The sequence below is a fragment of the Bradyrhizobium sp. NAS96.2 genome (genome assembly GCF_001908235.1).
GTDB lineage: Bacteria > Pseudomonadota > Alphaproteobacteria > Rhizobiales > Xanthobacteraceae > Bradyrhizobium.
Genome location: NZ_LGHK01000219.1, coordinates 1 through 7,184 on the forward strand (window position 1 = coordinate 1; position 7,184 = coordinate 7,184).

Consider the following 7,184-nt stretch of genomic DNA (forward strand, 5'->3'; position numbering starts at 1 on the left):
TACGCTGCGGCTTCTGTTGTGAACGGGACTCGTCGCTCCAGCGTAGCTCGGCAATCTGCATCGGTGGTTATGGGTCCCTGCGTTCGCAGGGACGACACGGAGTTTGTTGCACAGCCTTGCCGCCTCATTGTGACGGCGAGAATGAGTGCTTACCGCAAGCTGGCGTTGATCTTGTCGAGCACGGCCGAGCCCGGGCACAGCGCCTTTTCATCCAGCGTGTTGAGCGGCGTCTCGACGGTGTCGAGATGGGTGTGCAAATCCTCGGCATCCGGATCGACATAGAGCAGGCCGGTGACGATCTGGCCTTTGGCCGCGTGCTTCTGCAGGAAGGTCATCGCGCCCAGGCGATCGTGCGGATCGTAGTCGGCATCGAGCTTGCGCAGCGCGAGGCGCGAACCGTCATGCTGCTCGACCACCTGCACGGTGCCGGGCGCATAGTCGACGCTGATCGGCTCGCGGCCGACCAGCACGTCGAGCCGGTTCACCGCATCGTTGTGTTCGCGGACATAGTCAAAACTCTTGGTCGAGCCGGCGTGGTTGTTGAACGCGATGCACGGGCTGATCACGTCGATGAAGGACGCGCCCTTGTGGCGGATCGCGGCCGCGATCAGCGGTACCAATTGCGTCTTGTCGCCGGAGAAAGAGCGCGCCACGAAGGTCGCGCCGAGCTGCAGCGCGATCGCGACCAGGTCGATCGCATTGTCGGTGTTGGTGACGCCCTTCTTGGACTTCGAGCCGCGGTCGGCGGTGGCCGAGAACTGGCCCTTGGTCAGGCCGTACACGCCGTTGTTCTCGACGATGTAGGTCATGTTGACGGCGCGCCGGATCGAATGCGCGAACTGGCCGAAGCCGATCGATGCGGAATCGCCGTCGCCGGAGACGCCAAGATAGATCAGGTCGCGGTTGGCGAGGTTGGCGCCGGTCAGGACCGACGGCATGCGGCCATGCACCGAGTTGAACCCGTGCGAATTGCCGAGGAAATAGTCGGGGGTCTTCGACGAGCAGCCGATGCCGGAAATCTTCGCCACCCGGTGCGGCTCGATCGACAGCTCGTAGCAGGCTTCGATGATCGAGGCGGTGATCGAATCGTGGCCGCAGCCGGCGCACAACGTCGAGATCTTGCCCTCGTAGTCGCGATGGGTATAGCCCAGCTCGTTCTTCTTCAGGCCGGGATGATGAAACTTCGGCTTTGCAATGTAGGTCATGTCACGGCCTTGCGGAGAGGGGTCACCTTGAGGTGGTCTTGGTGGTCGCCGATCGCGTTGGCGATGAAGCGCGCGGTGATCGGCGTGCCGTCATAGTGCAGGATCGGCACCAGCCTGACGGGGTCGATGCCATTCTCGTTGACGATCAGCTGACGCAGCTGCGCGTCGCGGTTCTGCTCGACCACGTAGACGAAGTCGTGATCGGCGATGAAGCTCGCGACGCTGGAGTGGAACGGGAAGGCGCGGATGCGCATGCGGTCGAGCTGATGGCCGCGTGCCTCCAAAATCCCGATCGCCTCGTCCATCGCCGGCGAGGTCGAGCCGAAATACAGCACGCCGTATTTGGTCGGCTTCGCCGCATTGGCCTGCAGCGGCCGCGGCACCATGTCCTGCGCGGTCTCGAACTTGCGCACCAGGCGCTGCATGTTGTCGGCGTAGACGGCGCCTTCTTCCGAATAGCGCGCGTAGCGATCGCGCGAGGTGCCGCGGGTGAAGTAGGAGCCCTTGGTCGGATGCGTGCCGGGATAGGTGCGATAGGGGATGCCGTCGCCGTCGACGTCGAGATATCGGCCGAAGTCGCGGCCTTCCTCGAGCATCTCCGCCGTCATCACCTTGCCGCGGTCGTATTGCTTGGCGTCGTCCCACTTCAGCGGGCGGCACAGCCGGTGATTCATGCCGATGTCGAGATCGAGCATCAGGAAGATCGTGGTCTGCAGCCGCTCGGCCAGATCGAACGCGGCGGCGGCGAACTCGAACGCCTCCGCCGGATCTTCCGGGAACAGCAGCACGTGCTTGGTGTCGCCGTGCGAGGCATAGGCGCAGGCGATCACGTCGCATTGCTGGGTGCGGGTCGGCATGCCGGTCGAGGGGCCGGCGCGCTGGATGTTCATGATCACGGCCGGGATCTCGGCGAAATAGGACAGGCCGATGAACTCGGTCATCAGCGAGATGCCCGGACCCGAGGTCGCCGTGAAGGCCCGCGCGCCGTTCCAGGAGGCGCCGATCACGATGCCGATCGAGGCGAGCTCGTCCTCGCCCTGCACGATGGCGTATTTCGCCTTGCCGGTCTCGGGATCGTGACGGTACTTCTTGCAATGGCTGGTGAAGGCTTCCGCCACCGACGATGACGGCGTGATCGGATACCAGGCGCACACGGTGGCGCCGCCATAGACGGCGCCGAGCGCAGCGGCGCTGTTGCCTTCGACGAAGATGCGGTCGCCGACCTTGTCGGACTTCTTCACCCGCAGCCCGAGCGGGCATTTCAGGTTCTGCAGCGCCCAGTCGCGGCCGAGATGCAGCGCATGGACGTTGGAGGAGAGCAGTTTCTCCTTGCCCTTGTACTGCTCGCCGATCAGCTGTTCGACCACCTTGGGATCGAGGTCGAGCAGCGCGCAGAGCGCGCCGAGATAGATGATGTTCTTGAACAGCTGGCGCTGCCGGGGATCGGTGTAGGTCGAGTTGGTGATCGCGGTCAGCGGCACGCCGATGACCGTGATGTCCTCGCGGAATTTCGACGACGGCATCGGCTTGGTCGAATCGTAGAACAGATAGCCGCCGGGCTCGATCGAGGCGACGTCCTTGTCCCAGGTCTGCGGGTTCATCGCCACCATCATGTCGACGCCGCCGCGGGCGCCGAGATGGCCGTCCTCGGTGACGCGCACCTCGTACCAGGTCGGCAGGCCCTGGATGTTGGAGGGGAAGATGTTGCGTGGGCTGACCGGCACGCCGTGACGCAGGATCGAACGCGCGAACAGTTCGTTCGCGGAAGCCGAGCCCGAACCGTTGACGTTGGCGAAGCGGACGACGAAGTCGTTTACGCTGCTGATCGGGCTTTGGACTGACATGTTGATCCCGCTTGAACCATATCGATGAGGTACTTCTGCATGTCCCAGGCGCCGGTCGGGCAGCGCTCGGCACACAGTCCGCAATGCAGGCAGACGTCTTCGTCTTTCACCATGACGCGGCCGGTCTTCAGGTCGCCGGAGACGTAGAGCGCCTGGTCGTGATGCGGCGAGGGGGCCTTCAGGCGCTGCCGCAAATCGTCCTCCTCACCGTTCTCGGTGAAGCTGATGCAGTCCATCGGACAGATGTCGACGCAGGCGTCGCATTCGATGCACAGCGGCGCGGAGAACACCGTCTGCACGTCGCAGTTCAGGCAGCGCTGCGCCTCGCCGAGCGCGAGCTTGAGGTCGTAGCCGAGCTCGACCTCGGCGCGGATGTCCTTCAGCGCCACCACCTTGTCGCGATGCGGCACTTTGAAGCGTTTGTCGGCGGAGATGTCGTTGTCGTAGCTCCACTCGTGGATGCCCATCTTCTGCGAGGAGACGTGCACCTCGGGCAGCGGGCGCTCGTTGATGTCCTCGCCGGACAGCATCTTGTGGATGGACAACGCGGCGTCATGGCCGTGCGCCACCGCCCAGATGATGTTCTTCGGTCCGAACGCCGCATCGCCGCCGAAGAACACCTTCGGATTGGTCGAGGCGAACGTCTTGGGGTCGACCTTCGGCATGTGCCACTTGTCGAACTCGATGCCGCAATCGGCTTCGATCCAGGGGAACGCATTCTCCTGGCCGACCGCAACGAGCACATCGTCGCAGGGGATGGTCTCGTCCGGCTCGCCCGAGGGCACCAGATTGCGCCGGCCCTTGTCATCGTATTCGGCCCGCACCTTCTGGAAGGTGACGCCGATCAGCTTGCCGGCGACATGCTTGAACGCCACCGGCACCATGTAGTTGAGGATCGGGATGTCCTCGTGGATGGCGTCTTCCTTCTCCCACGGCGAGGCCTTCATCTCCTCGAAGCCGGAGCGGACGACCACCTTGACGGCCTCGCCGCCGAGGCGGCGCGCGGTGCGGCAGCAATCCATCGCGGTGTTGCCGCCGCCGAGCACGATGACGCGGCGGCCGATCTTGTCGACATGGCCGAACGACACGTTGGCCAGCCACTCGATGCCGATATGGATGTTGGCGCCGGCTTCCTTGCGGCCGGGAATGTCGAGCTCGCGGCCGCGCGGCGCGCCGCTTCCGACGAAGATGGCGTCGTAGTTCTCGGAGAGCAGCTGCTTCAGGCTGTCGACGCGCTGGCCGCCCTTGAACTCGACGCCGAGGCCGAGGATGTAGTCGGTCTCCTCGTCGATCACGCTGTCGGGCAGGCGGAATTTTGGAATCTGGCTGCGCATCATGCCGCCGGCCTTGGGATCGCCGTCGAACACGGTGCAGTGATAGCCGAGCGGGGCGAGATCGCGCGCCACCGACAGCGAGGCGGGGCCGCCGCCGACCAGCGCGATGCGCTTGCCGTTCTTCGGGCCCGGCTTCGGCAGGCGATGCTTGATGTCGTCCTTGAAGTCGGCGGCGACGCGCTTCAGGCGGCAGATCGCGACCGGATTGTCCTCGACCCGGCCGCGACGGCACGCCGGCTCGCATGGACGGTCACAGGTGCGCCCGAGAATCCCGGGGAACACGTTGGACTGCCAATTGATCATGTAGGCGTCGCTGTAGCGCCCCTCAGCAATCAACCGGATGTACTCGGGAACAGGGGTGTGTGCGGGGCAGGCCCATTGGCAATCGACTACTTTATGAAAGTAATCCGGCGCCGAGATATCAGTCGGTTTCATTCCTACCTTTGACCCGCGCGAAAATGCCTGACCGCGCGGCCTTATCGTTGACGACGAACGCTCACGTGGCGTTGTTCTGGTTTTTGAATTGGATCATAGGCTTATCTTATTAGAGCCGTTCCGGAGAAGGCAAAGGCTAAATTGTCCGTTCATCCGCTTTCGCGCGGCTGATGCGCGTGTAGCGTTAATCTCGATTGCGTTATGTGGCGGTGCAGCATGTGCGCGCCGCCACGCAACGTTTGTTTGGCTATGAAAGTCCACACAAGCGCTGCGCGTTTTGCTTCAGCCGCGCGGCAGATCGCTCTTCGCGATATCCCACAACAGCCTGTAGACGCCGCTGGTGACCACCAGCGGCTTCAAGGCTGCGTTGCCGGTGATGATTGCCGCGGCCGCAGGGACTGCGTTGACGTCGGTGGCGTCGATCAAGACGAACCAGTCGCCGGCGCCGGGATCGGCTTTGTCGGCGTCCGGCGTGAGCGGCTTCGACAGCACGGGATCGTTTTCCAGGAGGTGCATCGAGATGACGCCGTCACGCGCGGCTGGATCGAGTTGCTCCCGCAATGCAGCGCGGAGCCTGTCCGCTCCTTCGGCCGGCGGACGGAGCCGGATGATGCCGAGCGCGGCGCCTCGGCCGACGCCGCGGCTGATCGTGATGCGCGCCACCCCGCGGATCATGTTCTGGAAGCGCGCGATGTTGGTCTTCGACCAGTCGGTCTGGTTGGCGAGCGCCTTGCGGTAGGCCGGGCTCTCGAGCACGTCGAAGGTCGCGGTGGAGTAGAGGCTGAGATATTTCGGCCTGCCGTCATCACCCTTGCCGTCTTGGGCGACGTAGCGGCGGGCCTCCTCGAATCCGTCGATGGCGACACGTTCTTCGAGATGCTCGCGGTCGTACCAGCGGTTGAATTCAGCTTCGTGTAAGCTGTCGATATCCATCGAGGTCAGCAGCATGCCTTGTCCGGCGATTGGCATCGGGTGCTCCTTCTTTGCCTTGTTTTATCTGTACAATATCGCCGACCGGCGCGGGCCGGGGAAGCCGGTTCCGAGGTGCCCGAGACCGTGCAGACCAAGGATTGCCACAATTGCCGCAATCCTGTTCAGCGCGCATTCACGGAAGTAGCATTTCCATCCGTTACGCCAACTCTTGAGAAGAAAAGGGACGACCACTATGACGCGCATTCTGTGGGCATTGATCGTGGGTCTGGTGTCGTTCGCCGCGCTTCCTGTCCATGCACAGGACCAGGAAAAGCGTCTCGCGCTCGTGGTCGGCAACGGCGCCTATCAGGCCAGCGCGCTGCAGACCGCCGCAAACGATGCCGGATTGGTGGCGCAGACGTTGCAGGCCGCCGGCTTCGACGTGATCGGGGCGCGCGATCTCGATAGCGAGACGCTCCGCAAGTCGTTCCGCGATTTCATCCAGAAGGTGCAGGACGCAGGGCCCAATGCGGTGGCCTTCGTCTACCTCGCCGGTTATGGCGTGCAGCTCACCGGCGAGAACTACTTCGTGCCGGTGGATGCCAAGATCGCCCGCGACACCGACGTGCCGGTCGAGGCAATCCGCATCTCCGATTACAGCCATCAACTGTCGGCGCTGCCGATCAAGGCCGGTGTGATCGTGCTCGACGCGGCGCGCAGCAATCCCTTCGCCAAGGACGGCCAGCCGCTGGCCGGCGGCCTTGCGCTGGTCGATCCCGATCCGAAGATGTTGATCGCCTTCAATTCTGCGCCCGGCACCGTCGCCCCCGACGGTGCGCCGCCCTACGGGCCCTATGCGCAGGCGCTGGCGGAAATGATCCGCGCCGGCGGCCTGACATTGCCCGAAGTGTTCGACCGCGTCCGCCTGCGCGTCAACGAAATGACCAAGGGCGCCGAGATCCCGTGGAATGCGCAAAAGGTCGATGCGCCCTTCATGTTCTTCGAGCGCAAGCCGGATGCGCCGCCGCAGCAGGTCGATGCCGGGCTGCGCACCAAGCCGATCCGCGATTTCCCGGCGCAGGATGCCTATGCGGCTGCGCTGGAGCGCGACACGTTGCAGGGCTACGAGGACTACCTGCAGGCCTATCCGAACGATCCGCAGGCCAAGCGGGTGCGCGCGATCGTGGCGGCGCGGCGCGAGGCCATCACCTGGCGGCGCACCTACAACGCCGACTCGACCGATGCGTATTGGTCGTATCTGCGGCGTTATCCGCACGGGCCGCATGCCTACGACGCAAGGCGCCGGCTCGCTTATCTGTCGGCCGCGCTGGAGCCGCCCGCGCAGTTCACCGTGCTCGACTATGACGTGCCGCCGCCGCCGCCGGACGAGATCGTCTATGTCGACCGCCCGGTGCTCTATTACAGCGATCCGGTGTTCGCCTTCGCGCCGCCGC

At 64.2% G+C, this 7,184-nt stretch carries 5 protein-coding genes; 1 reads left to right on the top strand and 4 read right to left on the bottom strand.

Features of this window, described 5'->3' with window-relative positions; all coding sequences use genetic code 11:
* Nucleotides 1–149: 149 nt before the first annotated feature.
* The 4 genes from AC628_RS35415 to AC628_RS35430 all read right to left on the bottom strand — a co-directional run bounded on the left by AC628_RS35415 (nucleotide 150) and on the right by AC628_RS35430 (nucleotide 5,787).
* Complete coding sequence (locus AC628_RS35415; protein ID WP_074131330.1) at nucleotides 150–1,205, bottom strand: 2-oxoacid:ferredoxin oxidoreductase subunit beta; 1,056 nt, start codon at nucleotides 1,203–1,205, stop codon at nucleotides 150–152.
* Entirely contained in the window at nucleotides 1,202–3,049 is a 1,848-nt protein-coding gene (locus AC628_RS35420) for a 2-oxoacid:acceptor oxidoreductase subunit alpha (RefSeq protein WP_074131331.1), read from the bottom strand. The genes AC628_RS35415 and AC628_RS35420 overlap by 4 nt, the downstream gene beginning before the upstream one ends.
* On the bottom strand, nucleotides 3,019–4,818 hold the full coding sequence (locus AC628_RS35425) for an FAD-dependent oxidoreductase (RefSeq protein ID WP_074131332.1): 1,800 nt from the start codon (nucleotides 4,816–4,818) through the stop codon (nucleotides 3,019–3,021). The genes AC628_RS35420 and AC628_RS35425 overlap by 31 nt, the downstream gene beginning before the upstream one ends.
* Before the next feature lie 282 nt (nucleotides 4,819–5,100).
* On the bottom strand, nucleotides 5,101–5,787 hold the full coding sequence (locus AC628_RS35430; RefSeq protein ID WP_074131333.1) for a DUF4286 family protein: 687 nt from the start codon (nucleotides 5,785–5,787) through the stop codon (nucleotides 5,101–5,103).
* Between the two features lie 196 nt (nucleotides 5,788–5,983).
* Between AC628_RS35430 and AC628_RS35435 the strand changes: the two genes are divergently transcribed.
* The coding region (locus tag AC628_RS35435) for a caspase family protein (protein ID WP_210190301.1) at nucleotides 5,984–7,184 on the top strand (1,201 nt) is incomplete at its 3' end.

Bases quoted from the DNA above. Each gene is read 5' to 3' on its own strand.
- AC628_RS35415 (WP_074131330.1), bottom strand. From the start codon at position 1,205: ATGACCTACATTGCAAAGCCGAAGTTTCATCATCCCGGCCTGAAGAAG.
- AC628_RS35420 (WP_074131331.1), bottom strand. From the start codon at position 3,049: ATGTCAGTCCAAAGCCCGATCAGCAGCGTAAACGACTTCGTCGTCCGC.
- AC628_RS35425 (WP_074131332.1), bottom strand. From the start codon at position 4,818: ATGAAACCGACTGATATCTCGGCGCCGGATTACTTTCATAAAGTAGTC.
- AC628_RS35430 (WP_074131333.1), bottom strand. From the start codon at position 5,787: ATGCCAATCGCCGGACAAGGCATGCTGCTGACCTCGATGGATATCGAC.